Here is a 25410-nt window from a genome sequence, read left to right as displayed (position 1 = left end):
GAGGTTACTGACCGGGAGTGTATCGGCCACCCTGATGGCCCTAACGATCGCTCAGTGTGGGATGCCGCACTGTCCGGAGGGCAGTTAGTCAAACTTGTTTATTACGCTTGGTCGGTGTCTGCCACGCGAATGATGATCCTCGGCCTGGTCCGCTGGATGCAGCCGGTGCACGGCTACGACGTCCGCCGCGAGCTGCTCAGTTGGAGCGCCGACAGATGGGCGAACGTGCAACCGGGATCGATCTACCACGCCCTGCGCAAGCTGACCGAGGAGGGGCTGCTGCGCGAGGTGGCCACCGAGCAGGTGGGCGCCCGGCCGGCCCGCACCACGTACGAGGTCACCGCCAAGGGCGAGGACGAGTTCGAGACGCTGCTGCGCGGCCAGTGGTGGCAGGTGCACCAGCCGCAGGACCCGTTCCTGGCCGCGTTCTCCTTCCTGCCCGCGCTGCCCCGGCAGGAGGCGGCGGCGGCCCTGCGTAACCGGGCCAACCTGATGCGGGCCACCGCCGACTCGACCCGCGCGTCGCTGGAGTCCGACTGGATCCGGGCCAGCAAGCCGGCGCACGTGGCCTGGATGTTCGAGCTCTGGGTGGCCCGGGCGGAGACTGAGGCGGCCTGGTGCGAGCGGGTCGCCGAACGCATCGACTCGGGTGTGTCGTACCTGCCTGATGGGGTGGCGGAGGCGGAGGGTTGGAACGGGTGGCAGGAGGACGGGCACTCGAGCCGTGGCTCCGCAACCGAATAGTCAACGTTGACCACAGAAGCTATATCGCGTTAGCCTTTCGCGGTACACGGGGGAACGCGCGCCGTCCGGCGTCCGTCCCCAGGGGACAGCCGGCCGGCCGCCGCCGGCCCGGACGACCAGGAGCAGAGATGATCGAGACCAGAGGGTTGCGGAAGTCGTTCCGCTCCCGCGCCGGTCGGGAGACGAAGACCGTCGAGGCGGTGCGCGGGGTCGACCTGCAGGTCGCCGAGGGCGAGATCTTCGGCTTCCTCGGCCCGAACGGCGCCGGCAAGACGACCACCCTGCGGATGCTGGCCACGCTGATCGAGCCCGACGGCGGCGAGGCCACCATCGCCGGGGCCGACCTGCGCAAGGATCCGGCCGAGGTGCGCCGCCGGATCGGCTACGTGGCCCAGGGTGGCAGCACCTGGGACGAGTCCACCGCCCGCGAGGAGCTGGTGCTGCACGCCCGGATGTACGGCATCGGCAAGGCCGAGGCGCACCGCCGGGCCGCCCGCGCCCTGGACGCCTTCCAGCTCAGCGAGTACGCCGACCGCAAGTGCAAGACCTACTCCGGCGGCCAGCGCCGGCGGGTCGAGATCGCCCTCGGCATCATCCACGAGCCGAAGATCGTCTTCCTGGACGAGCCGACCACCGGCCTCGACCCGCAGAGCCGGGCGCACATGTGGGACGAGATCCGGCGGCTGCGTACCGAGGGGATGACTGTCTTCATCACCACCCACTACCTGGACGAGGCCGACGCGCTCTGCGACCGGATCGCGATCATGGACCACGGCGAGGTGGTCGCCGAGGGCACCCCGGCCGACCTGAAGCGCGAGATCTCCGGCGACGTCGTGCTGCTCGGGCTGGACGTCGCGGCCACCCCGCAGGCCGCGCAACTGCTCGACAGCGAGCCGTACGTCAACAAGCTGGAGACCGCCGACGAGGGCGGGCTGCGGCTCTACGTCGACGAGGGGGCCACCGCCATCCCGCAGATCCTGCGCCGGGTGGACAACGCCGGCCTGGCGCTGAGCTCCATCGAGCTGCACCGGCCCAGCCTCGACGACGTCTTCCTCACCAAGACCGGCCGCTCGCTGCGCGAGTCCTGACCCGAGACCCGGAGAGACCTCATGAAACTCGCCCGTGACACCTGGCTGATCTTCCAGCGCCAGCTCCAGCTCCTGCTGCGCAACCCGGTCTGGGTCTTCGTCGGCGTCTTCCAGCCGGTGATGTACCTGCTGCTCTTCGCCCCGCTGCTCAAGCCGGCGCTGAACGCGCCCAGCCAGGCCGAGGCCTACAAGATCTTCGTACCCGGCCTGCTGGTGCTGCTGGCCATCTTCGGCGGCCTGTTCCAGGGCTTCGGCCTGATCGCCGAGCTTCGCGCCGGGGTCATCGAACGCTCCCGGGTCACCCCGGTCAGCCGGCTGGCCCTGCTGCTCGGCCGCTCGCTGCGCGACGTGGTGTCGCTGATCGTGCAGGCGGTCATCATCACCCTGCTCGCGCTCCTGTTCGACCTGCGGGTCTTCATCGGCGACCTGCTGCTGGCGTACCTCATGCTGGCCCTGATCGCGCTGATGACCTCGGCCGTCTCCTACGGCGTGGCGCTCAAGGTCAAGAGCGAGGACGCGCTGGCCCCGCTGATGAACACCGTGGCGCAGCCGGTGCTGCTGCTCTCCGGCATCCTGCTGCCGCTCACCTTCGCGCCCGGCTGGTTGCAGGGCATCGCCGACTGGAACCCGTTCTCCTGGGCGGTCGACGGCACCCGCGCGCTCTTCGCCGGCAACCTCGGCGACGACAAGGTCTGGCAGGGGCTGAGCATCATCGCGGTGCTGGCCGCCGCCGGCGTGGTCTGGGCCGCCCGCCAGTTCGCCCGCAGCGTCCGCTGACCCGAGAGTTGCCTCTCATCCGGGGCGGGGTGCCGGCCGAGCGCTTGTAGCGTAAGGCCGGTGCCCCGCCTCACCCGTGACTGCATCACCTGGCTGACCTACGCCCAACTGGGGCTGTGGGGCTTCTTCCTCTACGGGTTCGGCCCGGTCGTGCCGCTGCTCCGCGACGAGCAGGGCACCTCGGCCGCCGTCGCCGGCCTGCACAGCACCGGCATCGCGGTCGGCTCGCTGGCCGGCGGAGCGCTCTTCGCGCCCCTGGCCCGGCGGTTCGGCCGGGGACCGGCCACCTGGCTCGGCCTGGCCGGGGTGGCGGTCGGCGTCGCCGCCCTGGGCACGTTCCGCGCCCTGCCGGCCACGATCACCGCGGTCGCGGTGATCGCCACCTTCGGCATGATGGTGATCAGCGGGGTCAACGTCGTGCTCACCGCCCGGCACGGCCCCGCCGCGCCGGCCGCGCTCACCGAGGCCAACGCCGCCTGCGCCGGCATGGGCATCCTCGCGCCGCTGGTGATCGGCGCCAGCGTCGACGCCGGCTGGGGCTGGCGACCGGTGATGGCCGTCGAGGTCGGCCTCATCACGCTGGTCGCGCTCGTCGCCCTGACCTTCCGGGTACGCCCGCCGGCCGCCGCCCCCGGAGCCCGCGCCGGTGCCGGCGTCCGGGCCGGTGCCGGCGTTCGGGCGGGTGCCGGGGCCCGGGCCGGTTCCGCCGTTCGGGCTGATGCCGGCGTTCGGGCTGGTGCCGGGGCCCGCGATGGCAGCGGGGCGGATCGGCGGCTGCCCCGGGCGTACTGGATCGCCTGGGTGTTGATGGCGGTCACCGGCTCGATCGAGGTGTGCCTGTCACTCTGGACCGCCGACGTGCTCCGCTCGCACGCCGGGATGACCGCCGGCGCCGCCTCGGCCGCGGTCGCGGCGATCGTCGTCGGGATGTTCCTCGGGCGGCTGCTCGGCGGCCGGATCGCGCTCCGGTACCGGCCGGTGCCGCTGCTGCTCGCCGCGCTGGGCGTCTCGCTGACCGGGTTCACCGTATTCTGGGTGGCCCCGATCGGCTGGCTCGCGGTCGCCGGCCTGGTGGTGCTCGGTCTCGGCAACGCCCTGCACTACCCGCTGGCCATCTCGATCGCGCTCGCCGTGGCCGGGCCGGCGGCCGACCGGGCGGCGGGCTGGGCGTCGTACTCGATGGGGGTCGGCTTCGGCATCGCGCCGGTGCTGCTCGGCTGGGTGGCCGACGGGGTGGGGCCGCACCTGGCGTTCCTGCTGGTGCCCGGCTTCGTCGCGGCCGCCGTGCTGCTCGCCGTCCGCCTCGGCCGCGCGCTGCGCGCGCAGCGCCCGGCCGACCAGCCGCCACTCGCGGCCGTTCCGGGCTGATCCACACCGTTCCCCGGCCGCCCAGCGCGGCCGGCCGCCCGTTGATCCACACCGTTTCCCGGGCCACCGTCCAGCGCGCCGGTCGCCTGGGGTTGATCCACACCGTTTCCCGGATATGGCGGTGTCCGGATGTCGCGGACACCCCCATATCGCGTATCCCGTGTGGATCAAGTAGCCACCTGGAGGTGGTGGTCAGCGCACCCGCGCCAGGGTCAGGCCGTCGGCGACCGGCAGCATCACCGCGTCGACCCGGACGTCGGCGAGCACCTCGTCGTTGAACGCGGCGATCGCCCGGTCGTCGGCGCTCTGCGGGGCGATCACCCGGCCGCCGCGCAACACGTTGTCGACCGCGATCACGCCGCCGGGGCGCATCCGCGGCACCAGCTCGGCCCAGTAGACCGGGTAGCCGGTCTTGTCGGCGTCGATGAAGGCGAAGTCGAGGTAGCGCTCGTGCGGCAGTTCGTGCAGCCGGTCACCGGCCGGCCCGATGCGCAGCTCGATCCGGTCGGCCACCCCCGCCCGGTCCCAGTAGCGCCGGGCGATGCCGGTGAACTCCTCGGAGATGTCGAAGCAGGTCAGCCGCCCGCCCTCGGCCAGCCCTCGGGCGATCGCCAGCGACGAGAGCCCGGTGAAGGTGCCGACCTCCACCGCCTGCCGTACGCCCAGCAGTTGGGTGAGGAAGGTCAGGAAGGCCGCCTGCTCCGGCGCCACCTGCATCTGGGCGTGCTGCGGCAGCACCGCCCGGGTCTCCTCGGCCAGGTCACGCATGATCTCGTCCGGCGGGGCGCCGTGCCCGACCAGGTAGGCGTGCAACTCGTCGGTGAGCGGGATCGACTTGGTGGTCATGGCCGCGACGCTAACCGAGCGGTTCGACCGTCTGGTTGCCGGGCGCGATCTTCGTCCACAGATCGGTGATCCGGCAGTCGAGGTCGGCGAGCAGGCGGCGCAGCAGTGGCAGGCTGAGCCCCACAACGGTGCCCGGGTCGCCCTCGATCCGCTCCACGAACGGCCCGCCCAGCCCGTCGATGGTGAACGCGCCGGCCACCGCGAGCGGCTCGCCCGTGGCCACGTACGTGGCGATCTCGTCGTCGCTGATGTCGGCGAAGTGCACAGTGGTGGAGGCCACCGCCTCGGCCCGCCGGCCCGCCACGATGTCGATCAGGCAGTGCCCGCTGTGCAGCACGCCGCTGCGCCCCCGCATCCGCTCCCAGCGCCGGGTGGCGTCGGCCGCGTCGGCCGGCTTGCCGAGGATCTCGCCGTCGAAGGCCAGCACCGAGTCACAGCCGAGCACCAGGGTCCGCTCGTCGTCGGTCGGGCGCAGCCGGGTGAGCACCGCCTGGGCCTTCAGACGGGCCAGCTCCAGGCACAGCTCCTCGGCCCGGTCGGTGACGACGAGAGACTCGTCCACCCCACTGACCAGCACATCCGGCTCGATGCCGGCAGCCTGGAGGCTCTTGCGACGGGCAGGGCTCGCCGAGGCGAGCACGAGGCGAAGCGGCGCGGCGTCTGACACGTCGCCGACGTTACCGGCCGCCTCGGCCCGGCGTGGGCCGGCGGGCCGGGGAACGGGTTCGCGGGTTGGGAGTCAGCGGCTGATCCGGGGCGGCGGGTCGTCGCTCCTCCGGCGGTGGCGCGCGATCAGCACCCACGCCGTGCCCGCCGCCACCAGCACGCCGAGCGTCACCCAGCCGCGCACGGTGGCCCCGCCGTCGCCGTCGTCGCCCGGGCGGGCGGCCGCCGTCGTGCTCGGGGTACCGGCGGCCGGCGCGCTCGCCGTCGCCGACCCGAAACCCAGCGGCGGTACGTCTGCCGTCAGTGCCGCCACCAGGTCGATCACCCCGTAGCCGTACTGGTCGTCGCGGCCGGGCGGCCCCTTGTCGACGGCGGTAGCCGTGAGCCGATGCGCCACCTCCGACGCGGGCAGGTCAGGAAACCTCGACCGAATCAGAGCCACTGCTCCAGCCGCAATGGCAGTGGCACCCGACGTACCTTCACCCTTCGAATACTTTCCGTCATAGCTAGTGCTGTAAATGTCGACAGCTGGCGCGACTATATCGACCTCCGGACCTGCTACTGAAACCGTTGCATGCCGGCCAGAACGGTCAACCCCGCCGACCGCGATTACGTCAGACCTCGAAGCCGGATAGGTGACTCTCGAATCCTCTGGCTTATTGCCCGCTGCCGCTACTACAACAATGTCGGATGCGATGGCAGTTCCGATCGCGCGATCGAGCCGAGTGCTCGTTGAGCCACCGCTGGAGATGCTGATCACATCAACGCCGCGTGAAATCGCGAACTCGACCCCTTCGGCTAGAGCGTCGGGCGCTCCATCGCTCTGTGGTGGCGATACGAAGATCGGCAGGATCTTTGCTCTCGGGGCGAGGCCCAACGCGCCGGTATTGTTGCCGCGACCATGTGCGGCGATTAAGCCGGCCATCGAGGTGCCGTGGCTATCCCGATCTTGCTGACCATCGCCGCTTCCTCCGGGAATGGTGTCGATTCCACTGAGTAGATTTCGAAGCAGGTCGGGATGAGGACTAACGCCAGTATCGGGTACTGCGACCGAAACGCCTTCACCCTGTGATAGATGGTGCGCTTCCGCGACTTTGAGGTAGCGCAGGTGCCATTGGTCCCCACGTATCTGGCTCGCCCCAGCAGTGGGTGCGGTAGCTCCTGGGCCGGCGCTAACCCCAGCCGTGGGTGGGAGGAGCGACGCCATCGACAGCGTTAGCAGAGCGAGCAAGGGACGGAAGATGCCGTACCTCACCGATTGAGGCCAATGGCGGGCCCGGGATCGATAGGGCCGTCCTCGTCCGGCGAGCGGACGACCGGTGTTACCCCCTGATCGATTGCCCATGGGTGATCGGGATCCCAGGCATGTGGCTCCCGGACATTCCGCTCTGCATGGTTGTGCGGTCCATCGGCGCCGCTCACCCGGGCGATACCGCCCAAGGCGGGGCCACCACCGATCGGCGGCATGCCGTGGGCAGCGGCGAAGCTACGTCCACCGCCCGGGCGGGAACCTGCCCCACCGGACGGAGCGGTTCCAGCGCCACCACCACCGATGACTCCACCGATTGGGTTGACCCGTCGTGGCTGATTGTTGCCCGCAGCCGGTTGGCTGAGTCCCATTCCCGGCGTCCCACCGATCAGACCACCAGGGGGCATGGCTCGGGGCGACCCTGGAGGGCTGGCGTGCGGCGTGCCGCTCGTAGGCCCGGCGACTGGCCTACTTGCGGGCCCGGTCTGACCGCGGGCCAGACCATTAGCGCCACCTTGGGCCCCGGGAACTACCGGTGGAACTCCGATGCTCGAAGAAGCGGCGGGCGGTGCGGTGGATGTCGCGCCCGGCAAGCTCGGAGGTGCTGGTGCTAGCGCACCGCTGGCGGCCCCGAGCACGGGACCTCCACGGGGGGCAGTAGGGCCTGGTACCGGCCGGTTGGCGTCAGGGCGGCGGGTCACAGATGGGGTAGTCCCGACGGAGACGATTGGCATCGGCACGATCGGCGGGATCTCTGGGGGAGCGGCACCACCGTATATGTCTGGGTTCTCTGTCTGCTTCTTTGGTCTGATCGGCGGGGGCTTTTGGAGCATTACCTGGGCGTGTTGGAGTTCGGTGCTGAGGCCGTACATGATGCCGCGCGCCTGGACGTTGAGCCGTTCCAGGTCGGCGTCGGTCACCGGCTGGTCCGGGACCCGGCTGCCCATCGCCGCCTTCGGGTCGGCGGCCGTCGCCTCGTACGCCCGCTTCTGCTGGAGCTTGACCGCCCACTCCTCGTACACCTTCTCCAGCTGCGCCCGGCTGCTGCCGATGGCCTGGGTGGCGGCGGAGAGCGCCGTGTAGTTGGCCGTGGCGGCGTCGTGCGTGCGCCGCACCTTGTCGATCAGCTCGTCCAGCTCGCGCAGGTACGCGCGGGCGGCCTCGTTGGTCTCCGGCGGCCATGCCTCGGCGAGTCCGCGCCGGTACTCCTGGAGCCGGGCCAGGTGGGTCTGGGCCAGGTCGCAGACCTTGCGCCAGCCGGCGACCTGCTTCCAATGGTTGGTGGTGTCGTGGTCCTGCAGGCAGGCCCACATGCTGGCCACGTCCATCAGCCGCCAGTCGGTGAGGCCGGACGTGCGGCCGCTGCCCCGTTCGATCACGGCAGCACCACCGGCCCGCTCTCCGGGCCGGTGGGATCGCCCAGCATCGGCGGGGGAGCGGTCGGCGCGGCCGGGCCGGGGGCGGCGAGCGCCCGCTCGACGTCGGCCACCCGGGCGGAGGAGAAGGCGTCGGAACCGGTGTACTGCTCGGCGACGGTCGCGGCGGCGGCGGCGAGGTGCCCGGTGGCGCCGCCCACGCCCCAGACCATGTCGGCGGTGGCCTGCTGGGTCTCGTGGTGGGTGCGCAGGAAGTCGACCAGCTCGATGAAGGCGTCCGCCGGGTTGGGCACCTTCGCCGTCATGTCCTCGGCGATGTACGACAGGTGCGGTGCGTAGTTGCGTTCCACCTCGGCCTGGAGCCGGTCGGCGAACTCGCGCATCTTGCGGATGTCGGCCTCGATGCCGCCGTAGCCGCGGAGCCAGGACGCTGGGCGGTCCTCCTCGGGGATCATCGGCCCCTCCCTACCTGTTACGGCGCGGTTTCCCTGAGTGAGGTTAGTGGCTGCGCGACGGCGGCGGCAGCCCCCAGGCCGTGGACATCCGTCACCCGGTCTCCGGATCACGGCCAGCGAGCTGCGGTGATCCGTATCCGGAAAAAGTCAGCGGGGCAGGCCGGAGGCGCGCCACGCGCCGGGACCGGCGGCGACGGCCGCGCCGGCCGGTCGCGCGCTGCGCGCCCAGGCCGAGCCGGCGGCCGGCGCGGGCGCGGCGGCCGGCCGTGACCGCACGGCGATCGCGCCCACCAGGGCGGCCAGCTCCTCGGCGGTCGGTACGCCGCGGACGACCCGGAACAGCGGCTCTTCGGCAGACATGCCGCCAGCGTACGCGTCCAGAAGTTGACCTACGCCGCACAGTGGCGTGCCGCCGGTGTGACGGTCGGGCCCTCCGGGTACCGTCTCTGCGATGTCGAACGCGCTTCCCCAACTCGTCGCTGACCGATACCGGCTGATATCGCCGCTCGGTCAGGGTGGCATGGGTCGGGTGTGGAAGGCGCGCGACGAGGTGCTGCACCGGGATGTGGCGATCAAGGAACTGGTCCCGCCGCCCAGCCTCACCGACGACGAGCGCCGCGAGATGCGCGAACGTTCGCTGCGGGAGGCGCGGGCCATCGCCCGGCTCAACCACATCAACGTCGTCCGCATCTTCGACGTGCTCCGCACCGACGGCGACCCGTGGATCGTCATGGAGTACGTGCCGTCGAAGTCCCTGCAGGACACTCTCGCCGAGGACGGCCCGGTGTCGCCCGCCCGCGCGGTGGAGATCGGGCTCGGCGTGCTGGGCGCGCTGAAGGCGGCGCACAAGGCCGGCGTGATGCACCGGGACGTCAAGCCGGGCAACGTGCTGCTCGGCAACGACGGCCGGGTGGTGCTGACCGATTTCGGCCTCGCCACCATCCCCGGTGACCCGAACGTCACCCGCACCGGCATGGTGCTCGGTTCGCCGGCGTACATCGCGCCGGAGCGGGCCCGCGACGGCACCGCCGGGCCGGAGGCCGACCTCTGGTCGCTGGGCGCCACCCTCTACGCGGCCGTGGAGGGCAAGTCGCCGTACGCCCGGCCCTCGGCGATCGCCACGCTGGCCGCCCTCGCCACCGAACCGCTGCCGCCGCCGAAGAACGCCGGGCCGCTCAAGCCGGTGCTCAACGGCCTGCTGCGCAAGGACCCGAACGACCGGATCACCGCCGAGGTCGCCGAGCGGCTGCTCCGCCGGGCCGGCGGCAAGCGGGCGCGCACCATCCCGCTGCTCGACGGCGTACGCCGGCCGGGGCCGAACGGCCCGCGCGAACCGCGCCCGCCGCTGGTGCCCGCGCCGCGACCGGCGGAGGAGCACCGGCCGGTCAGCCCGCCGGCGCCCCGGGCGCCGCAGGCACCCGCCTCGACGGCCGCCGCGGGGGCGGCCGCGGAGGACGCCACCGCGAAGGTGCCGGCCGGCTCCGACGCCGCGCCCACGGCGAAGGTCGAGCCGCCGCCGTCCAGCGTGGACGCCGGCCCCACCACGAAGGTCGACCCGCCGGCGCCGGGCGGGGGTGGCGCGAAGGCCGAGCCGCGCAAGCCGGTGAACCCGACCTCCGTCATGCCTGCCCCGGTGAGCCCGCCGTCCGGGCGGGCGCCGGTGCTGGCCTCCGACGGTACGAAGCCGGACAACACCCGGCGCAACGTGCTGATCGGGGTGGTGGTGGCGCTGCTCCTGCTCGGCCTGGTCGTGGTGGTGCCGCTGCTCAACAGCGGTGACGACGAGAACCCGCAGGCCGATCCGACCGGCGCCGCGGCGACCTCGGCCCCGGCGCCGACCTCCGCGGCGGCTCCGCCCCCGCCGACCAGCGCCGCCCCCAGCCCGACCCCCTCCGCCTCGGCGTCGGCGTCCGGCCTGGTCCTGCCGCCCGGCTGGAAGCTGCACAAGGACCCGGCCGGCTTCACGCTACCGCTGCCCGAGGGCTGGACCCGCAGCCAGCCTGACGGGACCACGGTGGTGTTCCAGGAGCCGAACGGGGTCCGGGAGCTGCTCGTCCAGTGGACCAGCACCCCGAAGCGGGACGCGGTCGCCGACTGGCGGAGGATCGAGCCGGCGCGGAAGAACGTCGTCAACAACTACGAGTACATCGATATCGTGCGCTGCGACTTCTGGAAGACCTGCGCGGACTGGGATTGGCGGGAGACCCGCGACAACACCCGGATCCGGGTCCGCAACCGCGGCTTCGTCACGGCCAAGGACCGCGGCTACGCCCTCCGCTGGGAGGTGGCCGACAAGGACTGGCAGGCCAACCTGCCCAACTTCGAGCTGATCGCGAAGGGCTTCGTGCCCGACCGCCAGGACTGATCGGCGCGATTTCCGCCGGTGCGAGATTGACTCGCATGGCCTTCCGTTGTCCGGGGTATCTCCACCGGCACGACGGAAGGAGGTACGACATGGGCTACCGACGCAAGGACGCCCGCCCCCGGGTGGCACTGTGGATGCTCGTCGCGCTCGGCGACATCGTCCTGGTCCTGGCCAGCCTGGGGCTGCCGGTGCTGGTCGCGCTGCTCAGCGTCGTGACCGTCACCGTTGCCGGAGTGGCTGGCTGGCGACTGTCGCGGCGCGGCGCCCTCGCCCGCGAGGAGTCCCCGGTCCCGGCGATGGCGAGGCGACGGGCCTGACCCCGGGCCGGGCGGCGTGGCGGCAGCCGGACCAGTTGTTCACCGTACGGTGACAGCCGATCCCGCTGCCGCCAACTGCCTTCCCAGGGGCGGATCAGGGCGGGTCAGGTGTTGTTGGCCAGCGCGATCAGCCGGCTCCGGTCACCGTTCCAGTAGTTGCGGTCCACGTTGCCGGCGATGCCGGCGACGCTGCCGGTGCTGGTGTACTGCCAGAAGCTCCAGAACGGGGCGCCGGGCGGCAGCGTGCCGGGCGAGCTGGCCCACCGGGCGATCCACAGCGGGTGGTTGCCCCACGGGCCGCTCCAGCTGCCGGTGCAGGTGTTCCAGAAGCTGGTGGTGGTGTAGATGACCGCGTACCGGCCGGTGCGGGAGCGGTAGGTGTTCAGGAAGTCCTGCACCCAGTTGCGCATGCCGGTCGTGCTCAGGCCGTAGCAGTAGCCACCGGAGTACGGGTTGGCCTCGAGGTCCAGCGCGGCGGGCAGGGTGCGGCTGTCGGCCGACCAGGCGCCGCCGTTGGAGGCCAGGTAGTTCGCCTGCACGGCGCCGGAGGAGATGTTGGGCCGGGCGAAGTGGTACGCGCCCCGGATGACGCCGGCGTTGTAGGCGGCCACGTAGTTGGTGTTGAACCGCGGGTCCTTGTAGCTGGTGCCCTCGGTGGCCTTGATGAAGGCGAACTGGATGCCGGCGTTGCGGACGCTGGTCCAATTGATGGCCCCCTGGTAGTGGGACACGTCGATGCCGGGCACGGTGGCGGCCTGCGCGGGTCCGGTGGTGGCCACGAGCCCCGCCGCCGCGGTGGCGAGCACGGTGAGGCCGGCGGCGAGCATTCTGCGCAGCGGTGATCTGGTACGGGTCATGGATGCCTCCAAGGACGCCGATGGGATTGACGCCTATCTTTGGAGGTAAGTGCCCTCGATCACAAGGGGCGCTAAAGAAATCTACATCGATGTTCGACATTGCCTTACGTCGTGCCGTACGGAATTGGCGCGACGTGTCCAGGTCGACACGCTGCGTGGTGGCGGGATGCCCGACGTGCCGGGCGCAGCCGTGGCGGGCGCTGCTCAGCGCAGCGATGCGGGGTCGACGCGCCAGCGGAACGGTTCGGTCAGGCTGAGTTCCTCGCCCGCCTTGGCGACCCGGTCCTCGACGTAGTGGGCGCCGTCCAGCCGGAACAGTCGCAACGAGTGGCTCTGGCCGTCCTGCTCGACCAGCAGGTACCAGGGAATCCGGGCGATGGCGTAGAGCTGCATCTTGACCAGCCGGTCGGCGGCCGCGTTCCCCGGTGAGACGATCTCGCAGACCAGGGCGACCTCCCCGGCCTCCACCACGGTGCCCTCGTCGTCGGTATCGGCGACGACCACGTCCGGAATGACGATCCGGTCGACACCGAGCCGGACGTTGACCGCCTCGAACACCGCGAGGCCGTCGGCCGCGGCTTCGACGCTGTTGGCCAGCAGGCGCGACACCCGCTGGTGCCGCTTGCTCGGGGCAGGGCTCACGATCAGGCTCCCGTCGAGCAGCTCGATCCGGTTCGGGGTCTCGCCCATGGCGAAGTAGTCGGCCTCCGTCCAGAGTCCGACATGGTTTCCCAGGGGGGCCGCGCTCACCGGCGTTCACCTCCCGCTCCGATCGCCACCCGTCAGTCTCACACGATACGAGCCGACGGACCGCGGTGGACACCTGAACGGGCCGGTAGGCTCGCGCCCCATGGTGTCGATCGACGGGTTGACCGGGATCTGGGACCGCCTCCTGGGGGCGCAGCCGGATCCGCCACCGCTGCTGGTGCTGCTCACCGCCGCCGTCGCGCTGGTGGTGGTCTCGACCCGGCTGCCCTGGCGGATCGCCCGCAACGCGGTCACCATCGCGCACGAGGGGGGTCACGCGCTGGCCGCCCTGCTCACCGGCCGTCGGCTACGCGGCATCCGGCTGCACTCGGACACCTCGGGGCTGACCCTCTCGGCCGGCCGGCCCACCGGCCCCGGCATGATCCTCACGCTGCTCGCCGGCTACCTCGCCCCGCCGCTGGTCGGGCTGGCCGGAGCGTGGCTGCTCGGCGGCAACCGGATCACCCTGCTGCTCTGGGTCGCCGTGGTGCTGCTGCTCGCCATGCTGGTCATGATCCGCAACGTGTTCGGGGTGCTGTCGCTGCTGGTCACCGGTGGGCTGGTGTTCGCCGTCTCCTGGTACGCCTCGCCACAGGTGCAGGCCGCGTTCGCGTACACCGGGGTGTGGTTCCTGCTGCTCGGCGGCGTGCGGCCGGTGCTGGAGCTGCAACGGCTGCGCGGCCGGGGCCGGATGCCGGAATCCGACGCCGACCAACTGGCCGGCATCACCCCGCTGCCCGCGTTCTTCTGGGTGACCGTGTTCGCGCTGGTCAACCTGGCCACCCTGGCCGCCGGCGCGCTCCTGCTGGCCGGCCCGATCCTCACCGACGCCGGCCTCATCCGCTGACCCCACGGTCGCCCGTGGCCGCCGGCGACCGGCACGGAAGCGGGTCACCGGCACGAACATCGGTGCCCGGCACGAACGACGGCAGGAGACGAGGATGACCGAGCTGATCGAGCGGAACCGGGCGGCGTACGACCGGATCGCGGCGGACTTCGACGCCCGGAACCCCGAGGTGCCGGCGACCTACCGGGCGCTGGTTGACGACTTCCGCGCCCGGGTCGACGGGCCGGTGCTCGACCTGGGCTGCGGCCCGGGCCGGGACCTGGCGTTCCTGGCCGGGCTGGGGCTCGCCGGCGTCGGGCTGGACCTGTCGGCCGGGATGCTGGCCCGCGCCCGCGCCCGGGTGTCGGTGCCGCTGGTGCAGGGCGATCTGCTCCGGCTGCCGTTCCGGCCGGCCACCCTGGGCGGCGTCTGGTGCTCGGCGTCGCTGCTGCACCTGCCGAAGGCCGACGCGCCGGCCGCGCTGGCCGGTGTCCGCCGGGTGCTGCGCCCGGGGTGCCCGCTGCTGCTCAGCCTCAAGGAGGGCGACGGCGAGCGCTGGGAACGCTGGCCCGGCGAGGCGGTCGACCGCTACTTCGCCCGCTACCGGCTCCCCGAGATCGAGGCGGTGCTCGCCGGCGCCGGCCTCGTTCCGCTGCGCCGAGAACGGGACAGCTCGCCGGTCGGCGAGTCGTGGCTGGCCGTCCTGGCCGTCGCCGCCTGCTGAGCCGCGCCGGGCACCAGGCAGAATGGCCCCGTGCGATATGTGATCATCGGGGCGGGCGCGGTCGGCGGCACCATCGGCGTACGGCTGGCGGAGGCCGGCCACGACGTCACCCTGGTGGCCCGCGGCGCGCATCTGGACGCGATCCGGCAGCGCGGTCTCACCCTGCGCCAACCGGAGCGCGAGCAGACCGCCCGGCTGCCCGCCGTGGACCGGCCCGGGGATCGCCCGTTGCCCGCGGACACCGTGCTGGTGCTGACCGTCAAGTCGCAGGACACCGCCGGCGCGCTCGCCACCTGGGCGGACGCCCCGGTGGCCGGCGGCGGTACGGCGGGGGAGCGGCTGCCGCTGTTCACCGCGCAGAACGGGGTGGCCAACGAACCGGCCGCGCTGCGGCTCTTCGCCGCGGTGCACCCGGTCTGCGTCTGGCTGCCCGCCACCCACCTGGAACCGGGACTGGTGGTGGCCAACGGCCACCCGCACCCGGGGATGCTCCACCTGGGCCGCTACCCCACCGGCTCGGACGCGGTCGACCGGGCCGTCGCCGCCGACCTGACCGGCGCCGGTTTCGTGGCCCCGGTCCGCGACGACGTGATGCGCTGGAAGTACGGCAAGCTGCTGGCCAACCTCGGCAACGGCCTGCAGGCGCTGCTCGGCCGGGACATCCCGGAGGACCTCGCCGACCGGGTGCGCGCCGAGGCCGAGGCGGTGCTCGTCGCCGCCGGCATCGGGTACACCAGCCGGGCCGAGGAGGCGGCCGAGCGGGGTGACCTGGTCCGGCACCGCCCGGTCGGCGGGGAGGAACGGGCCGGCGGCTCCACCTGGCAGAGCCTCGCCCGCGGCGCCGGCTCGGCCGAGGCCGACCACCTCAACGGCGAGATCGTCCTGCTCGGCCGGCTGCACGGCGTACCGACGCCGGTTAACGCCGCGGTGCAGGTGGCGGTCCGCCGCGCGGTACGGGAGCGGATCCCGGCCGGCGGGTTCCCGCTCGCCGAGTTGACGAAGATGATCGGCTGAGCCGGCAACCGACGGCACCGGTTCGCGCGTGTCCCCTGGGACCGCCACGGGGGAGGTAACCAGGTGTCGGACGTCGACGAGTTCGACGAGTTCTACCGCGGCAGCCGGCAACGGCTGCTCGGCTTCGTCTACGTGCTCACCGGCGACTTCGCCGAGGCCCAGGACGCGGTCCAGGAGGCGTACATCCGGGCCTGGCAGCGCTGGTCGACGGTGAGCCGGTACGACGAACCGGAGGCGTGGGTGCGGGTGGTGGCGTCCCGGATCGCGGTGAGCCGGTGGCGCAGCCTGCGCAGCCGGGCGCGGGCCTACCTGCGGCACGGCGCCACCGAGAGCGTCCCCGGGCCGGACACCGACACCGTCGAGGTGGTCGCCGCGCTGCGCCGGCTGCCCGAGGAGCAGCGCACCGCGATCGCGCTCTACTACCTGCTCGGGATGCCGGTCGCCGAGGTGGCCCGGGAGACGGCCGCCCCGGTCGGCACGGTCAAGGCCCGACTCTCCCGGGGGCGGGCCGCGCTCGCCGGGCTGCTCGCCGTCGTTGACCTGGAGGAGGCCGCCGATGCGTGAGGACGTGACGGTCGTCGAACGGCTGAACCGCGCGCTGCGGGAGGTCGACTGGCCGGAGCCGGCCGAGATCCGGGCCCGGGCCCGCCGGCGCAGCCGCCGCACCGCGGTGCTGGCGGCGACCGCCGTGCTCGCCGTGATGTCGGGCTCCGCGTACGTGGCGGCCGGGCGGTCGGTGTCGCCGGAGCCCCTGGTCGCCGCCGCCCCCGTGCCGCCGGCGACCGCCGGGCGGGCCGAGATCCCGCAGGAGGCCCTGCTCGACCCGGGGGACGTGCCGCTGAAGACCGGCACCCGACTCGGTGAGGCCGGCCTGCGGGAGCCGGTGCGCCTCGACCCGATGCTGGAGTCCTGCGGGCGCGAGCGCGGCGTCCCGTCGACCGCCCCCACCTCCCGCTACTCGCGGTCGCAGACCCTGCTGCCGGCGGCGGCCGACGCCAAGCGCCAGCGCCCGCTGCTCACCCAGGACGTCTACCGGGTCGAGCCGGGCCAGAGCCTGGCGGTCTTCGGCCTGGTCAAGCTGCTGCTGCACGCCTGCGCGGAGTGGGAGTTCGACGGTTCCGCCGTGCTGAACGGCCGGGTCGTGCCGACCGTGCAGACCCACCGGTGGGAGGCGCCGGTCAGCGGCTTCGCCGGCGAAGAGTCGGTGATGGTGCGCCACGTGCCGCTGGCGCCGCGCACCCGCCCGGCCGGCAAGCCGATGGCCGAGACCCCGCCGGTCGAGGTCACCATGGTGGTGCGCGTCGGCGACCTGGTCACCGTGGTGGCGACCGGCCCGGACACCGTGGCGGACACGGTCGATGGCAACCGCCCCGACCGCGGCCTCAGCCACGCCGAACTGGAGGCGCTGGGCCGGACCGCGGCGCGCCGGATGTGCGTGGCCGCCAACCCCGCCTGCTGACCGCCGGCGACGATCCGCGCGGCCGCCGGGCAACTCCGGAAGCCGCGCGGCGGGACGGTGCTCAGAGCGGGATGTTGCCGTGCTTCTTGGGCGGCAGGGTCTCCCGCTTGGTCCGCAGGACCCGCAGGGCGCGGACGATCTGGGCGCGGGTCTCGTGCGGCGGGATCACCGAGTCGACGTAGCCGCGCTCGGCGGCGATGTACGGGTTGGCCAGGGTGTCCTCGTACTCGGCGATCTTCTCGGCGCGGACCGCGGCCGGGTCCTCGGCGGCGGCCAGTTCCTGCCGGTAGAGGATGTTCACCGCGCCCTGCGCGCCCATCACCGCGATCTGCGCGGTCGGCCAGGCGAAGTTCAGGTCCGCGCCGAGGTGCTTGGAGCCCATCACGTCGTACGCCCCGCCGTACGCCTTGCGGGTGATGACGGTGACCTTCGGGACGGTGGCCTCGGCGTACGCGTAGATGAGCTTGGCCCCGCGGCGGATGATGCCGTCCCACTCCTGGCCGGTGCCGGGCAGGAAGCCGGGCACGTCGACGAAGGTCAGCACCGGGATGTTGAACGCGTCGCAGGTGCGCACGAAGCGGGCGGCCTTCTCGCTGGCGGCGATGTCCAGCGTGCCGGCGAAGTGCATCGGCTGGTTGGCCACCACACCGACCGGCCGTCCCTCGACCCGGCCGTAGCCGATCACGAGGTTCTGCGCGTAGAGCGGCTGGACCTCCAGGAACTCGCCGTCGTCGAGGACGTGCTCGATGACCCGGTGCATGTCGTACGGCTGGTTCGCCGAGTCCGGGATCAGGGTGTCCAGTTCCCGGTCGGAGTCCGTGACGTCGAGGTCGACGTCCACGGGGTAGACCACCGGCTCGTCCAGGTTGTTCGACGGCAGGTACGACAGCAGCGCCTTGACGTACTCGATCGCGTCCTCCTCGTCGGTGGCGAGGTAGTGCGCGTTGCCGCTGCGGGTGTTGTGCGTCCGGGCGCCGCCCAGGTCCTCCATCGCCACGTCCTCGCCGGTGACCGTCTTGATGACGTCCGGGCCGGTGATGAACATGTGCGAGGTCTGGTCGACCATCACTGTGAAGTCGGTGACCGCCGGGGAGTAGACAGCGCCGCCCGCGCACGGGCCCATGATCAGGGAGATCTGCGGGATGACGCCGCTGGCCCGCACGTTGCGGAAGAAGATCTCGCCGTAGAGGCCGAGCGAGGCGACGCCCTCCTGGATCCGGGCGCCGCCGGAGTCGTTGATGCCGATGACCGGGCAGCCGATCTTCATGGCCAGGTCCATCACCTTGACGATCTTCTCGCCGAAGACCTCGCCGAGGGAGCCGCCGAAGACCGTGAAGTCCTGGGCGAAGACGCACACCTGCCGGCCGTCGATGGTGCCGTAGCCGGTGATGACGCCGTCGCCGTACGGGCGCGTCCTCTCCAGCCCGAAGTTGGTGGACCGGTGCCGGGCCAGCTCGTCCAGCTCGACGAACGAGCCCTCGTCGAGCAGCAGCTCGATCCGCTCGCGGGCGGTCTTCTTGCCCCGCGCGTGCTGCTTCTCCACGGCGCGCGCCGATCCGGCGTGCACCGCCTCGTCGACCCGGCGCTCCAGGTCCGCCAGCTTGCCCGCGGTGCTGTGGATGTTGATCCCGGTCTCGGTAGTCACCCAGGGAATATAACGATGGTTCAGGTCGTCGCCGCTGTGCAGTTCGCCTCAGCTTCGTCGGGGCGACCCGGCGAGCCGCCGACGGGCGGGCCGTAGGCTGGCGGAATGCCGGGCTCGCCGTACACCGATCTGGACCGCCCGCCGCTGTCGGCGGCGCGGCTGCGGCGGGCGCTGGTCGCCCCGTACGGGCCGTGGAACCGGCTGGAGCTGCGGGCCGAGACCGGCTCGACCAACGCCGACGCGGCGCAGGCGGCGCAGGCCGGCGAGCCGGAGGGCCTGGTCGTGGTCGCCGAGCGGCAGACCGCCGGGCGTGGCCGCCGGGGCCGGGTCTGGCAGTCGCCGCCGCGCGCCGGCATCGCGACCAGCGTGCTGCTCCGGCCCGGCGAGGCCGTCCCCGAGCGCGGCTGGCCGGCGGCGCCCTCGACCGGGTACGGCTGGCTGCCGCTGCTGGCCGGGGTGGCGCTGGTCGAGGCGGTGGCCCTGCTGGCGGAGCTGGACGCCGGCCTGAAGTGGCCGAACGACCTGCTGGTCGGCGACGCGAAGTGCGCCGGGATCCTCGCCGAGGCGGTGCCGGCGTCCCGGGCCGGTGAGCCGCCCGCGATCGTGCTCGGCGTCGGGCTGAACGTCACGCTGCGCGCCGACGAGCTGCCGGCGAACCCGACCGGGCTGCCCGCCACCTCGCTCCAGCTGGCGGGCGCGGCGGCGACCGACCGGGATCCGCTGCTGCGGGCCCTGCTGCGCGCGGTCGCCGACTGGTACGACCGCTGGCGCACCGCCGGTGGCGACGCGGTGGCCAGCGGGCTGCGTGACGCGTACCTGGCCGCCTGCGTCACGGTCGGCAAGGAGGTGAAGGTGCTGCTGCCGGACGGGACGGACGTGACCGGCCTGGCCACCGGCGTCGACCCGGACGGCCAACTCCTCCTCCGCACCGCGACTGGTGAGCGCCACCTGGCCGCCGGCGACGTCCTCCACCTGCGGTGACCCCACTGCCCGCGATGGTGCGTGACGCCCCGGGCGAGGGGGATGAAAGCCCGAGCGAGGGCCGGCGAGTGCACGATCGCGCGTGGCGGGACGTGCCGCCCGCGCGGCTGATGTCCGGGCGCGGGTCGAGCGGTTACGGTCAGCGCGACTGTTCCTGCGAGGAGGTTCCCGTGGCGTTCCCCGAAGACGTGCTCACCGAGGACGAGCACGTCGTGCTGCATCTGCACCCGCACTGGAAGGCCCTGATCCGGCCGGTTGCGGTGCTGGTGCTCGCCGTCGGCGCGGTGGTGGCCGGTGTGGTCCTGCTGCCGTCCGGCGGGGGTGGGTCGATCGCGCTCGCCGTGATCGGGGTGCTGGCCCTGGTGGCGGCGCTCTGGCTGGCGCTCTGGCCGTTCCTGGTCTGGCGCACCACGCACTACCTGTTCACCAACGAGCGGGTGCTGCTCCAGCAGGGGGTGCTCTCCCGGGACCGCCGCGACATCCCGCTCACCCGGATCAACGACCACGCGATGAACCAGCGCTTCGTCGAGCGGCTGCTCGGCTGCGGCACGCTGACCATCGAGTCGGCCGGCGAGCGCGGCCAGTCCGTGCTCCACGACGTGCCCCGGGTGGGCCAGGTCCAGACCAAGCTCTACGAGCTGGTCGAGGCGCACCACGACAAGCACTCGCTCGGCGACGCTGAAATGCGCGACATCCTCGCCGACCTCAACGAGGGCAAGCCGCTGCGCGATCCCACCACCTGACACCCGCCTGATCTCCGCTCGCCCCCGGCTCCCGGGCCGGTGGGCGCGCGGCGGCTTCGGGTCAGCGGCGTGGCGTGCGGCGGGAGGTGGCCTGGAGTTCGGCGGCGAGTTCGGCCTCGAGCTCGCGGTCCAGGGCGCCGACGCCGGCGTCGAGCGGCACCGGGCGGCCCTGCACCGGGGCGCCCGGGCCGGGCGCCGGTTCGGCGGCCGGTGCGCGTCTCCCGCCGGCCGGTGGCGGCTGGACCTCCTCCAGCTCGGAGATCGACTCGGCCAGCTCGGCCACCGGGTCCATCTCGGCCATGGTGTCCCACTCGTCGCGCGGGATGCTGTGCCAGGTCTGCTCGGCCGGCGCCGGGGCCGGCTGGAAGACGAAGGTGCGGTACGACCAGAACCGGAACAGCGTGGCCAGCAGCACGCCGCCGGTCTTGGCCACGTTCAACGCGAGCAGGCTGGTCACGCCGAGGCCGTACTTGGCCAGGGCGAGCACGCCCAACTCGATGAGCAGGCCGGTCGCATTGAACAGGAAGAACAGGGCGTATTCGCGCCGTAGGGCCGATTTCGGACGGTCGCGGTACGTCCAGTGCCGGTTCATCAGATACGACGTGATCGTCGCCACCACGGTGGCGATGACCGTGGCCTTGAGTTGACCGTCGACAAAAACGGTGAGTGCCAGCGCATTGAACACCGCGTAATTGATGACGGTGTTGATGCCGCCGACGATGCCGAATTTGAGCGCCTCGTGGATGAACTTCTGCCAGCGCTCGGGCAGCAGACGGACAAGACGCATGCGGAACACCTTAGGCCAGTGGACGGGGCCGGCAGGGGCCGGCCGGACGAGGTGGGCGGCAGGTCACGCCCCGGGTCGGTCGTGCGTCACTTCCGGAACGGCCGGAGTTCCCGCTTCCACGAAGACGAACCGTCGGTACGACCAGAATCGGAACAGCGTGCCGAGGCCGGTGCCCACGATGAAGCTGGCGATGTTGTCCGCCAGCGGGGTCTGGAACACCTCCGGCCAGATGCTGCCGAGCCCGTAACGGCTCACCGCGAGGCAGGCGACCGCGATGCCCAGGCCCACCCCGTTGAAGAAGAAGAACAGTGCGTACTCGCGGGCCGGGTTGGCCCCCCTGCGGTGCCGCCACGTCCAGAACCGGTTGCCCAGGAAGGCGACAGTGGCCGCGATGACCGTCGAGATGGTCTTCCCGATGACCGGCTCGACGTCGCGTACGCCGGTCAGGTAGTTGAAGAGCGCGAAGTCGATGAGGAAGGCGATCCCGCCCACCGTGGCGAACTTGCTCATCTCCCGGACGAGATGACCGAACCGGTCGAGCAGCGAGCGGACGAGACCCGGGCGGTTCCCCCGGGAGCTCGGCTCCTGCCGGGAGCTCGGCTCCCCGGTCATCGTCGCGGCCACGGAGCGAGCGTACCGGCTGCCGTCACCCGGTACGGGTAGCAACGGCGAGCCGCCTCGGCGGGTGCGATGTCGATGAACGGAGCGTAACCGTCGGGAGGGGAATCCGGCGTCGATTCGCGGGTAACCAGCCGGCGTGAGCCGGGTCGTACCGCGACGCCCCGGCGGGTCACCGATCCGCCGTCGGTCGAGGGTGCGCGACAGGATTTGCGTGAAACTGCGCGCGAAAGCGGGTATTAGCTCGTGATGCCGCAGCGTGACCGTACCTTGTGCAGTTCTTCACAACCAGTACCACTGACTGGCGAGGTCCACCGGTTTACGCTGAGCCCAATCCCAGGTTTCCACGAAGGCGACGCATCGCGCCGCCGAGACTCGTGCATCCCATACACCGGTCAGCGTCGACCACAAGGAGATGTGTCATGGTTGCTCCGGCTACCGTTCGGGGTATCGATCAGGCCCCGACGTCCCACCCCAAACTTCTCGCCTGGGTCCGTGAGGTCGCCGAACTGACCACCCCCGACCGGGTGGTCTGGGTGGACGGTTCCGACGAGGAATGGCGTCGGCTCACCGATGAACTGGTCGAGGCTGGCACCCTGATCCGGCTCAACCCGGAGAAGAAGCCCAACTCGTTCTACGCGCGCACCGACCCGACGGACGTCGCCCGGGTCGAGGAGCGCACCTTCATCTGCTCCGTCGACGAGGCGGACGCCGGCCCCACCAACAACTGGATGGCGCCGGCCGAGATGAAGCGGACGATGACGGAGCTCTACCGCGGGTCGATGCGCGGCCGCACGATGTACGTCATCCCGTTCTGCATGGGTCCGGTCGAGGCCGAGAACCCCATGTTCGGCGTGGAGATCACCGACAGCCCGTACGTGGTCGCCTCGATGCGCATCATGACCCGGATGGGGTCGAAGATCCTGGAGGCGATGGGCGACGACGCGGACTTCGTCCACGCGCTGCACTCCATCGGCGCCCCGCTCGCCCCGGGCCAGCAGGACGTGGCGTGGCCGTGCAACGAGACCAAGTACATCTCGCACTTCCCGGAGACCCGGGAGATCTGGTCCTTCGGCTCCGGCTACGGCGGCAACTCGCTGCTCGGCAAGAAGTGCTACTCGCTGCGGATCGCCAGCGTGATGGGGCGGGACGAGGGCTGGCTCGCCGAGCACATGCTGATCCTGAAGATCACCTCGCCGGAGGGCCGGGTCTACCACATCGCCGGCGCCTTCCCGTCGGCCTGCGGCAAGACCAACCTCGCCATGCTGGAGCCGACCATCCCGGGCTGGAAGGTCGAGACGATCGGTGACGACATCGCCTGGATGCGGTTCGGCCCGGACGGCCGCCTCTACGCGATCAACCCCGAGTACGGCCTCTTCGGCGTCGCGCCGGGCACCGACTGGAAGACCAACGCCAACGCGATGCGGACGCTGGACCGCGGCAACTCCATCTTCACCAACGTGGCCCTGACCGACGACGGGGACATCTGGTGGGAGGGCATGGGCGAGCCGCCGGCACACCTGATCGACTGGAAGGGCAACGACTGGACGCCGGAGAGCGACAGCCTCTCCTCGCACGCGAACAGCCGGTTCTGCACCCCGATCACGCAGTGCCCGATCCTCGCCGAGGACTACTACGACCCGAACGGCGTGCCGATCGACGCGATCCTCTTCGGTGGCCGCCGCCGGGACACCGTCCCGCTGGTGACCGAGGCGCGCGACTGGGTGCACGGTGTCTACATGGGCGCCACGCTCTCCTCGGAGACCACCGCCGCCGCCTCCGGCGCGGTCGGCGTGGTCCGGCGCGACCCGATGGCGATGCTGCCGTTCATCGGCTACCACGCCGGTGACTACTTCCGGCACTGGATCGAGATGGGCAAGGGCGCCGACGGCGACGAGTCCAAGCTGCCGAAGATCTACTACGTCAACTGGTTCCGCAAGGACCCGGAGGGCAACTTCCTCTGGCCCGGCTTCGGCGAGAACTCCCGGGTGCTCAAGTGGATCATCGAGCGGATCGAGGGGCGCGCCGAGGCGGTGGAGACCCCGATCGGCATGGTGCCGGCGCCGGACGCGCTCGACGTCGAGGGCCTGGACATGACCCCGGAGGACGTCCGGATCGCGCTCAAGGTGGACCCGGAGGAGTGGCGCAACGAGCTGCCGCTGGTCACCGAGTGGTTCGAGAAGTTCGGCGACAAGCTGCCCGGTGTGCTCTGGGCCGAGCTGGACGCGCTGCGCGCCCGGCTGGACGCCGAGCAGCCGCGCAGGTAGGTGTGACGGTTGCCCGTACCGGGCACCATCGGATCCCATGAGGACGGCCGCCGAGACCGAGGTCCGGCGGCCGTCCGCCGTCCGGGCGCTGACCGCGCTGCTCGCGCTGACCGCGGCGGCCACCGTCGCGGTCGAGCTGCTCAACTGGTGGTACGCCCCGGAGCAGGGCTTCGGGCTGGCCGCCCGGACCGGCTGGGCGATGCTGCGCTCGCTGGGTTTCCTGCTGCTGATCGGGCACGTCCGGCGCGGCCGGACGGTGGCCCGCCCGTTCGGGCTGATCCTCGCGGTGACCACGGTCTTCGCGGTCGGCCGGCTGATCGTGCCCCGGCAGGGGGTGCCGCCGCTGCCGGGCCTGGTCGGCTTCGCCGTGCTCAGCGCGCTCTGCGCCGCCGTGGTCTGGCTGCTCTACCGCTCGCCGGCGCTGGCCGGGCACCTGGTGCGGCACCGGCCCCGGCTGGTCATCGACCGGTCGGGAATCTCCTGGCGGGAGACCCCGCCCCGCCGCCCGCAGGTCAGCGGCTGGCTGCTGACCAGCCGCGTGGCCGCGTTCACCTACAGCCCGCTGATGCTGGTCCCGGCGCTGGTGGCCGCCGCCGCGATCCTGGACGGCCGGCTGATCGCCGCGCCGGCGGTGCTGCTCTGGTTCGGCGCCGGCATCGCTACCAGCTACGCGGTGCTGCTCTGCACCGCCTTCCTGATGCGCGGCAAGCGGTGGGCCCGCAGCCTGCTGGTGGTGGTCACCCTCGTCGTGCTCGCCGTCGACCTGCCCCTGTGCTGGTGGCTGCTCGGCGTGGACGGCCTGGTCCGCGACGGCGGCCCGCTGGTCGCCGCGGCCGCCCTGACCTTCTACGGCCTGTGGCGCGCCACTCGCGCCGAGCGCGCCGCCCCGGCCTGACCTCCCACGGCCTGTGGCGGGCCACTCGCGCCGAGCGCACCGCCTCGGCTTGAATGCGACGGGACGGGTGCCGGCCGGTCCCGACCGGTGGGCGCTGACCCGGCGGTGCGACGCCCGGGCCACCACCGCCAGGCGGGAGCACACGAGTGCGGTCGGTGCGCTTCAGAGCTGCCCCGTCCATGGGACCAGTGGCTGGCTACCGGTCCTCTGGGCTGGGGCCCGGTCCTCCTGCTGGGGCCCGGTCCTCTGGGCTGGCGACCGGTCCGCCGGCTGGCGACCGGATCCTTCCGTTCGCACTCACCCCCGCATGCCCCCACAGACGGGGCAGCTCTGAAGCGTCTGGGGGGAGGGGTAGAGACCTGCCAGCGGGCCGGGTCCAGCCCCGCCAGCCACCACGGGGAGACCAGGTCGCCGCCGCGTGGTGCGGTAGCCGTCGCGTGGGTTGGTAGCCGTCGCGTGGTGTGGTAGTGGAGAGCTGCGACCGGGCGGGGATTGCTGCGTTTGCGGGGGGGACGGCCGGTCGCCGTGGACCGCCCTGCGGACTGACCGTTTCGACCGCCTCGGCGGAAGCCCGTGCGGCCGTGCGACGGGAAGGT

26 protein-coding genes are annotated in these 25410 nt (G+C 72.2%); 15 read left to right on the top strand and 11 right to left on the bottom strand.

The window, feature by feature from the left end; genetic code table 11:
• Nucleotides 1–129 precede the first annotated feature (129 nt).
• The 4 genes from Q3W71_RS05960 (at nt 130) to Q3W71_RS05945 (ending at nt 3977) form a co-directional block, all read left to right on the top strand.
• Nucleotides 130–744, top strand: coding sequence for a PadR family transcriptional regulator (locus Q3W71_RS05960; protein ID WP_302918730.1), 615 nt, complete (start codon nt 130–132; stop codon nt 742–744).
• Nucleotides 745–872: 128 nt separating this feature from the next.
• Nucleotides 873–1832 (top strand): ATP-binding cassette domain-containing protein, encoded by a 960-nt coding sequence (locus tag Q3W71_RS05955; protein WP_302918257.1) that lies wholly within the window; start codon nt 873–875, stop codon nt 1830–1832.
• Between the two features lie 21 nt (nt 1833–1853).
• The gene (locus Q3W71_RS05950) at nt 1854–2609 is read left to right on the top strand and encodes an ABC transporter permease (RefSeq protein ID WP_302918256.1); all 756 of its coding nucleotides are present in this window, start codon (nt 1854–1856) and stop codon (nt 2607–2609) included.
• Nucleotides 2610–2669: 60 nt separating this feature from the next.
• Nucleotides 2670–3977, top strand: coding sequence for a sugar MFS transporter (locus tag Q3W71_RS05945; protein ID WP_302918255.1), 1308 nt, complete (start codon nt 2670–2672; stop codon nt 3975–3977).
• Nucleotides 3978–4169: 192 nt separating this feature from the next.
• On the opposite strand, the gene Q3W71_RS05940 is transcribed toward Q3W71_RS05945, so the two are convergent.
• The 6 genes from Q3W71_RS05940 to Q3W71_RS05915 form a co-directional block, all read right to left on the bottom strand.
• Complete coding sequence (locus Q3W71_RS05940; protein ID WP_302918254.1) at nt 4170–4823, bottom strand: O-methyltransferase; 654 nt, start codon at nt 4821–4823, stop codon at nt 4170–4172.
• Nucleotides 4824–4833: 10 nt separating this feature from the next.
• Nucleotides 4834–5490, bottom strand: a complete 657-nt coding sequence (locus tag Q3W71_RS05935; protein ID WP_302918253.1) for a nucleoside triphosphate pyrophosphatase — start codon at nt 5488–5490, stop codon at nt 4834–4836.
• A gap of 72 nt (nt 5491–5562) precedes the next feature.
• Nucleotides 5563–6696 (bottom strand): S8 family serine peptidase, encoded by a 1134-nt coding sequence (locus Q3W71_RS05930; protein ID WP_302918729.1) that lies wholly within the window; start codon nt 6694–6696, stop codon nt 5563–5565.
• 44 nt (nt 6697–6740) lie between these two features.
• Entirely contained in the window at nt 6741–8117 is a 1377-nt protein-coding gene (locus Q3W71_RS05925; protein WP_302918252.1) for a hypothetical protein, read from the bottom strand.
• Entirely contained in the window at nt 8114–8569 is a 456-nt protein-coding gene (locus Q3W71_RS05920) for a hypothetical protein (protein ID WP_302918251.1), read from the bottom strand. Before Q3W71_RS05920 ends, Q3W71_RS05925 begins: the two co-directional genes overlap by 4 nt.
• 147 nt (nt 8570–8716) lie before the next feature.
• Nucleotides 8717–8929 (bottom strand): acyl-CoA carboxylase subunit epsilon, encoded by a 213-nt coding sequence (locus Q3W71_RS05915; RefSeq protein ID WP_302918250.1) that lies wholly within the window; start codon nt 8927–8929, stop codon nt 8717–8719.
• Nucleotides 8930–9020: 91 nt separating this feature from the next.
• Between Q3W71_RS05915 and Q3W71_RS05910 the strand changes: the two genes are divergently transcribed.
• The gene (locus Q3W71_RS05910) at nt 9021–10934 is read left to right on the top strand and encodes a serine/threonine-protein kinase (RefSeq protein WP_302918249.1); all 1914 of its coding nucleotides are present in this window, start codon (nt 9021–9023) and stop codon (nt 10932–10934) included.
• Nucleotides 10935–11023: 89 nt separating this feature from the next.
• Nucleotides 11024–11251, top strand: a complete 228-nt coding sequence (locus Q3W71_RS05905) for a hypothetical protein (RefSeq protein WP_302918248.1) — start codon at nt 11024–11026, stop codon at nt 11249–11251.
• Nucleotides 11252–11355: 104 nt separating this feature from the next.
• On the opposite strand, the gene Q3W71_RS05900 is transcribed toward Q3W71_RS05905, so the two are convergent.
• Nucleotides 11356–12108 carry a GH25 family lysozyme gene (locus tag Q3W71_RS05900; protein ID WP_302918247.1) on the bottom strand — a complete coding sequence of 251 codons (753 nt, stop codon included), beginning with the start codon at nt 12106–12108 and terminating at the stop codon, nt 11356–11358.
• Nucleotides 12109–12312: 204 nt separating this feature from the next.
• Nucleotides 12313–12858 carry a Uma2 family endonuclease gene (locus Q3W71_RS05895; RefSeq protein ID WP_302918246.1) on the bottom strand — a complete coding sequence of 182 codons (546 nt, stop codon included), beginning with the start codon at nt 12856–12858 and terminating at the stop codon, nt 12313–12315.
• Between the two features lie 100 nt (nt 12859–12958).
• Here Q3W71_RS05895 and Q3W71_RS05890 point away from each other — a divergent pair, with 100 nt between their 5' ends.
• The 5 genes from Q3W71_RS05890 (at nt 12959) to Q3W71_RS05870 (ending at nt 16878) form a co-directional block, all read left to right on the top strand.
• On the top strand, nt 12959–13702 hold the full coding sequence (locus Q3W71_RS05890) for a M50 family metallopeptidase (RefSeq protein WP_302918245.1): 744 nt from the start codon (nt 12959–12961) through the stop codon (nt 13700–13702).
• A 94-nt stretch (nt 13703–13796) separates the two neighbouring features.
• Nucleotides 13797–14405, top strand: a complete 609-nt coding sequence (locus Q3W71_RS05885) for a class I SAM-dependent methyltransferase (RefSeq protein WP_302918244.1) — start codon at nt 13797–13799, stop codon at nt 14403–14405.
• 30 nt (nt 14406–14435) lie between these two features.
• A complete protein-coding gene (locus Q3W71_RS05880; protein ID WP_302918243.1) occupies nt 14436–15419 on the top strand; it encodes a ketopantoate reductase family protein in 984 nt (327 codons plus the stop codon).
• A 63-nt stretch (nt 15420–15482) separates the two neighbouring features.
• Complete coding sequence (locus tag Q3W71_RS05875; RefSeq protein ID WP_302918242.1) at nt 15483–15983, top strand: SigE family RNA polymerase sigma factor; 501 nt, start codon at nt 15483–15485, stop codon at nt 15981–15983.
• Entirely contained in the window at nt 15976–16878 is a 903-nt protein-coding gene (locus Q3W71_RS05870; protein ID WP_302918241.1) for a hypothetical protein, read from the top strand. The genes Q3W71_RS05875 and Q3W71_RS05870 overlap by 8 nt, the downstream gene beginning before the upstream one ends.
• A gap of 61 nt (nt 16879–16939) precedes the next feature.
• On the opposite strand, the gene Q3W71_RS05865 is transcribed toward Q3W71_RS05870, so the two are convergent.
• Complete coding sequence (locus tag Q3W71_RS05865) at nt 16940–18523, bottom strand: acyl-CoA carboxylase subunit beta (protein WP_302918240.1); 1584 nt, start codon at nt 18521–18523, stop codon at nt 16940–16942.
• Between the two features lie 105 nt (nt 18524–18628).
• Here Q3W71_RS05865 and Q3W71_RS05860 point away from each other — a divergent pair, with 105 nt between their 5' ends.
• Together Q3W71_RS05860 and Q3W71_RS05855 are read left to right on the top strand one after the other, a co-directional pair.
• Nucleotides 18629–19504: a biotin--[acetyl-CoA-carboxylase] ligase gene (locus tag Q3W71_RS05860; protein WP_302918239.1), complete on the top strand. Its 876-nt coding sequence runs from the start codon at nt 18629–18631 to the stop codon at nt 19502–19504.
• 170 nt (nt 19505–19674) lie between these two features.
• Nucleotides 19675–20247: a PH domain-containing protein gene (locus Q3W71_RS05855; RefSeq protein WP_302918238.1), complete on the top strand. Its 573-nt coding sequence runs from the start codon at nt 19675–19677 to the stop codon at nt 20245–20247.
• A gap of 61 nt (nt 20248–20308) precedes the next feature.
• Here Q3W71_RS05855 and Q3W71_RS05850 read toward each other — a convergent pair whose 3' ends face one another.
• Both Q3W71_RS05850 and Q3W71_RS05845 read right to left on the bottom strand, forming a co-directional pair.
• On the bottom strand, nt 20309–21034 hold the full coding sequence (locus Q3W71_RS05850) for a GtrA family protein (protein WP_302918237.1): 726 nt from the start codon (nt 21032–21034) through the stop codon (nt 20309–20311).
• A gap of 63 nt (nt 21035–21097) precedes the next feature.
• Nucleotides 21098–21700, bottom strand: a complete 603-nt coding sequence (locus tag Q3W71_RS05845; protein WP_368050263.1) for a GtrA family protein — start codon at nt 21698–21700, stop codon at nt 21098–21100.
• A 374-nt stretch (nt 21701–22074) separates the two neighbouring features.
• Here Q3W71_RS05845 and Q3W71_RS05840 point away from each other — a divergent pair, with 374 nt between their 5' ends.
• Complete coding sequence (locus tag Q3W71_RS05840; protein ID WP_302918235.1) at nt 22075–23919, top strand: phosphoenolpyruvate carboxykinase (GTP); 1845 nt, start codon at nt 22075–22077, stop codon at nt 23917–23919.
• 37 nt (nt 23920–23956) lie between these two features.
• Nucleotides 23957–24814 (top strand): hypothetical protein, encoded by an 858-nt coding sequence (locus Q3W71_RS05835; RefSeq protein ID WP_302918234.1) that lies wholly within the window; start codon nt 23957–23959, stop codon nt 24812–24814.
• Nucleotides 24815–25410 lie beyond the last annotated feature (596 nt).

This window comes from Micromonospora sp. C28SCA-DRY-2, assembly GCF_030519475.1.
In the GTDB taxonomy this organism is placed as follows: Bacteria; Actinomycetota; Actinomycetes; order Mycobacteriales; family Micromonosporaceae; genus Micromonospora.
This window is presented reverse-complemented; position numbering and strand designations above follow the sequence as displayed.

Bases quoted from the DNA above. Each gene is read 5' to 3' on its own strand.
- Q3W71_RS05960 (WP_302918730.1), top strand. From the start codon at position 130: ATGATGATCCTCGGCCTGGTCCGCTGGATGCAGCCGGTGCACGGCTAC.
- Q3W71_RS05955 (WP_302918257.1), top strand. From the start codon at position 873: ATGATCGAGACCAGAGGGTTGCGGAAGTCGTTCCGCTCCCGCGCCGGT.
- Q3W71_RS05950 (WP_302918256.1), top strand. From the start codon at position 1,854: ATGAAACTCGCCCGTGACACCTGGCTGATCTTCCAGCGCCAGCTCCAG.
- Q3W71_RS05940 (WP_302918254.1), bottom strand. From the start codon at position 4,823: ATGACCACCAAGTCGATCCCGCTCACCGACGAGTTGCACGCCTACCTG.
- Q3W71_RS05930 (WP_302918729.1), bottom strand. From the start codon at position 6,696: ATGGCGTCGCTCCTCCCACCCACGGCTGGGGTTAGCGCCGGCCCAGGA.
- Q3W71_RS05920 (WP_302918251.1), bottom strand. From the start codon at position 8,569: ATGATCCCCGAGGAGGACCGCCCAGCGTCCTGGCTCCGCGGCTACGGC.
- Q3W71_RS05915 (WP_302918250.1), bottom strand. From the start codon at position 8,929: ATGTCTGCCGAAGAGCCGCTGTTCCGGGTCGTCCGCGGCGTACCGACC.
- Q3W71_RS05910 (WP_302918249.1), top strand. From the start codon at position 9,021: ATGTCGAACGCGCTTCCCCAACTCGTCGCTGACCGATACCGGCTGATA.
- Q3W71_RS05905 (WP_302918248.1), top strand. From the start codon at position 11,024: ATGGGCTACCGACGCAAGGACGCCCGCCCCCGGGTGGCACTGTGGATG.
- Q3W71_RS05900 (WP_302918247.1), bottom strand. From the start codon at position 12,108: ATGACCCGTACCAGATCACCGCTGCGCAGAATGCTCGCCGCCGGCCTC.
- Q3W71_RS05890 (WP_302918245.1), top strand. From the start codon at position 12,959: ATGGTGTCGATCGACGGGTTGACCGGGATCTGGGACCGCCTCCTGGGG.
- Q3W71_RS05885 (WP_302918244.1), top strand. From the start codon at position 13,797: ATGACCGAGCTGATCGAGCGGAACCGGGCGGCGTACGACCGGATCGCG.
- Q3W71_RS05870 (WP_302918241.1), top strand. From the start codon at position 15,976: ATGCGTGAGGACGTGACGGTCGTCGAACGGCTGAACCGCGCGCTGCGG.
- Q3W71_RS05860 (WP_302918239.1), top strand. From the start codon at position 18,629: ATGCCGGGCTCGCCGTACACCGATCTGGACCGCCCGCCGCTGTCGGCG.
- Q3W71_RS05850 (WP_302918237.1), bottom strand. From the start codon at position 21,034: ATGCGTCTTGTCCGTCTGCTGCCCGAGCGCTGGCAGAAGTTCATCCAC.
- Q3W71_RS05840 (WP_302918235.1), top strand. From the start codon at position 22,075: ATGGTTGCTCCGGCTACCGTTCGGGGTATCGATCAGGCCCCGACGTCC.
- Q3W71_RS05835 (WP_302918234.1), top strand. From the start codon at position 23,957: ATGAGGACGGCCGCCGAGACCGAGGTCCGGCGGCCGTCCGCCGTCCGG.